Here is a 3,129-nt window from a genome sequence, read left to right as displayed (position 1 = left end):
GTCGGGACGCGAGCGCCGGCGCTAGGCCGAAGTCGTCCTCGATGTGATGGCCGGTCTCGTGGGCGACTGCCAGGAGCGCTGGGATGTGGCGGCCGAAGAGGAGGTCGTAGCCGGCGGGGAGCTGGAGCAGGATCTGCCCCAGCAGGTCCTCGCCGGCCGTGTCGGCGACCGTGGACAGCACGGCGCTGACGTCCCAGGTCGCGGTCTGCTCGGTGGCGCCCTCGATCCAGGCCGCGGTCGCCCGCACGAACCGCTCCGGGGGCAGCGGTTCGGCGCTCTGCAGCGGGTTGAGCAGGATCAGGGCGAATTCCTCCGGGAGACGTGCCGCGAGCTGGGCGCGAACCTCGCCGACCAGATGCGCGCCGAGCAGGGCGAGCACCACACGGGCCGCGCGCTCGGCTTCCTCCACAGTGCCGTACTCGCCGCGCTCCTTCACGTGGTCGAGGAACGCTTCGCGTCGCAGAGTCATCTCGCCGCCACCCGTTCTTGTTCTTCGGCCTGCCCACGGGGTGCGGAGGACGGGGTGAGGGGGAGATCAGGTGCCCGTCCTCCGCACCTGTCCGGCCGGTGTCAGCCGGAGATCTCCTTGTGGCCGGTCCCGACGCCGATGGAGATCTTGCGGGGCTTGGCACGCTCGGCGATCGGGATGCGCAGGGTCAGCACGCCCGCGTCGTAGTCGGCCTTGATGTGCTCGGTGTCGAGGGTGTCGGCGAGCACGATCTGGCGGGAGAAGACGCCCAGCGGCCGCTCGGACAGCTCCATCTGCACGTCGTCGGCCTTCGCCACCGGCCGGCGCTCCGCCTTGACCGTCAGCATGTTCCGCTCGACGTCGATGTCGATCGCGTCCGCGCTGACGCCGGGAAGGTCGAAGGCCACCACGTACTCGTCACCCTCGCGGTAGGCGTCCATCGGCATCGCCGACGGCTTCGACCAGGTGCCCGGGCCCATCAGCTGCTGCGCCAGCCGGTCCAGCTCACGGAAGGGGTCAGTGCGCATCAACATCGTGAAAACACCTCCAGCAGGTTCAGGCAGTTACTGCCAATGCGCCTCACTGACACCGTTGTAACATGTCATCCAATGGATGACAAACACGATGTCGTCTACATGATGACAACCCGAGGGAGGTGCCTGTGACCGCACCCGACCAGCCGGTCTCCACCGACGCCGACGCCCACAGCCCGGCGTCGTTCCTCGCCGCCGCGGCGGCCCTGAAAGCCATAGACGACGCCCTGCGCGACGCCCAGCACGAGACCCCCGACACCCTCGGCGTCGGGCCGGCCCCGGAGCAGGCCCTCGCCTCGCTGATGCTGCTGCGGCAGGTACGTGAGCGGCTCGCCGGATGGGAGACCGGCCTGATCGAAACGGCCCGGGACGCAGGCGCCAGCTGGGCCGACCTCGCCTCTCCCCTGGGTGTCGCCAGCCGCCAGGCCGCCGAGCGCCGCTACCTGCGCGGCCGCCCCGGCCCGGCCGGGACCACCGGCGAACAGCGCGTGACGGCCACCCGTCAGGCCCGGGCCGCCGACCGCAACACCGCCACCTGGGCCCGCCGCAATGCTGCCGACCTGCGCCGCCTCGCCGGCCAGATCACCGCCCTCACCGACCTTCCCTCCGCCGCCCGCCGCCCGCTCAATGAGCTCCACGCGGCCCTCGCCCACAACGACCCCGCCGACCTCATCGTCCCCCTGACCGCCACCCGCCCCCACCTGGCCGCCGCCCACCCCGACCTCGCCGCCCGGCTCGACACCCTCACTCCCCCCTGACCCCGCCCGGTGCCCCGCAACAGCCCAGTCAGCCTCCGCCCCCGGGCGAACCCCCGATTGCCCTCGAAGTCCGGCGGCAGATCGTCCTCCGGGTTACGCCACCGGTTCGCCCCCGGCGCCCAGATCTCCCGCCGACGCAGCGCATCCCGCCGGCTGACCAGCACCCACAGCTCGTAGAGGATGGCCAGCTTCCTCGTCCGCGCTCGTGGGTCGCGCCGGGGCATCACTCATGCAGGTGTGTTTGCGGCAGAACTACACGCATCGAACCTGAAGAAAATCTGTCGCGGTCACAGTAGACATTGACTCGTCGCAGGGTTATTTTTTTCCGTGTACCCAGGAAGTCGAGATGGGCACGGCAGAGATGAACTGCCGCGCATGCAGGTCAAGCAGGACGCCCCACGGGGGCTGCGAGCAGTACCCGCGTTATCCAGCAGTACGACCGTGTAGCCGAAGTAAAGGAGCAGACGCCATCAGGATCGCCCGGGCGAGGAAGAAGTCCGCCCGGGTACCGCAGGCCCCGGATTGGAAGGTGGTCCCCGGTCACGCATCCGCGATCCCCGCAGCCCCGCCCTCCCAGGCGGAACCTGCGGACAAAGAAGGCCGGCGCAGTTCGCCGGTAGATGGTGTTGAAAGCTCGGGGCCCGGGGGGGGGGGGGGGGCCCGGGGCCCCCCCCCCCCCCCCCCCCCAAAAACAACCCCCCCCCCCCCCCCCCCCCCCCCCCCCCCCCACCCCCCCTCCCCCCCCCCCCCCCCCCCCCCCCCCCCCCCCCCCCCCCCGACGTGTCCCCTGAAAGAAGAGGTCTATGCCCCCTGCCAGTTCCCGTCCCGTCGACAATCTCGACGATGACGACTACCCCGCCTACACCATGGGCCGGGCCGCCGAGATGCTCGGCACCACCCCCGCCTTCCTCCGCGCCCTCGGCGAACACCTCCTGATCACCCCGCTGCGCTCCGAGGGCGGCCACCGCCGCTACTCCCGCTACCAGCTGCGCATCGCCTCCCGCGCCCGCGAACTCGTCGACCAGGGCACCCCCATCGAAGCCGCCTGCCGCATCGTCATCCTCGAAGACCAGCTTGAAGAAGCCCGGCGCATCAACGAGCACCTGCGCACACAAGGCCGCGAGTCGCAGTCGAAGAACTCAGCCTGAATCAGCACGCCGATCCTGGCAACACCCATGCTTCGTCGGGAGCTTGGGAGAAGAGGTGGTCGATGCGTCCGAAGTGCGGCACCTGCTGGGACTTGGGGACCGCAAGCACATACCCCAGGCCGGTCGCCTCCAGCATGCGGCGCAGCCGCCATTCCTGGCCGTAGGCCGAGTCCGCGCTCACCCAGGCGATCGGCAGCGGCGAGGCGATCGCCCGCAGCACC

3 protein-coding genes and 2 pseudogenes are annotated in these 3,129 nt (G+C 70.7%); 2 read left to right on the top strand and 3 right to left on the bottom strand.

Annotation, left to right across the window (positions count from 1 at the left end; all coding sequences use genetic code 11):
- Positions 1 to 79 precede the first annotated feature (79 nt).
- Positions 80 to 469: pseudogene (locus AC0699_RS39495) on the bottom strand (DUF2267 domain-containing protein); the annotation flags it as partial.
- Positions 470 to 570: 101 nt separating this feature from the next.
- Positions 571 to 1,002 (bottom strand): Hsp20/alpha crystallin family protein, encoded by a 432-nt coding sequence (locus AC0699_RS39490; protein WP_059202743.1) that lies wholly within the window; start codon positions 1,000 to 1,002, stop codon positions 571 to 573.
- 128 nt (positions 1,003 to 1,130) lie between these two features.
- Between AC0699_RS39490 and AC0699_RS39485 the strand changes: the two genes are divergently transcribed.
- Together AC0699_RS39485 and AC0699_RS39480 are read left to right on the top strand one after the other, a co-directional pair.
- Positions 1,131 to 1,760 (top strand): type III effector protein, encoded by a 630-nt coding sequence (locus tag AC0699_RS39485; protein WP_478671456.1) that lies wholly within the window; start codon positions 1,131 to 1,133, stop codon positions 1,758 to 1,760.
- A gap of 803 nt (positions 1,761 to 2,563) precedes the next feature.
- Positions 2,564 to 2,908 carry a helix-turn-helix domain-containing protein gene (locus AC0699_RS39480; RefSeq protein WP_478671452.1) on the top strand — a complete coding sequence of 115 codons (345 nt, stop codon included), beginning with the start codon at positions 2,564 to 2,566 and terminating at the stop codon, positions 2,906 to 2,908.
- Positions 2,909 to 2,933: 25 nt separating this feature from the next.
- Here the strand turns inward: AC0699_RS39480 and AC0699_RS39475 are convergent.
- Positions 2,934 to 3,129 (bottom strand): annotated as a pseudogene (locus tag AC0699_RS39475) (IS701 family transposase); the annotation flags it as partial.

This window comes from Streptomyces sp. NPDC043870, assembly GCF_056435785.1.
The sequence above is the reverse complement of the archived record's forward strand: the minus strand, read 5'-3'. Positions and strand labels throughout refer to the sequence as shown.

Excerpts from the sequence above, each read along its gene's own strand:
- AC0699_RS39490 (WP_059202743.1), bottom strand. The coding sequence starts at position 1,002 with ATGTTGATGCGCACTGACCCCTTCCGTGAGCTGGACCGGCTGGCGCAG.
- AC0699_RS39480 (WP_478671452.1), top strand. The coding sequence starts at position 2,564 with ATGCCCCCTGCCAGTTCCCGTCCCGTCGACAATCTCGACGATGACGAC.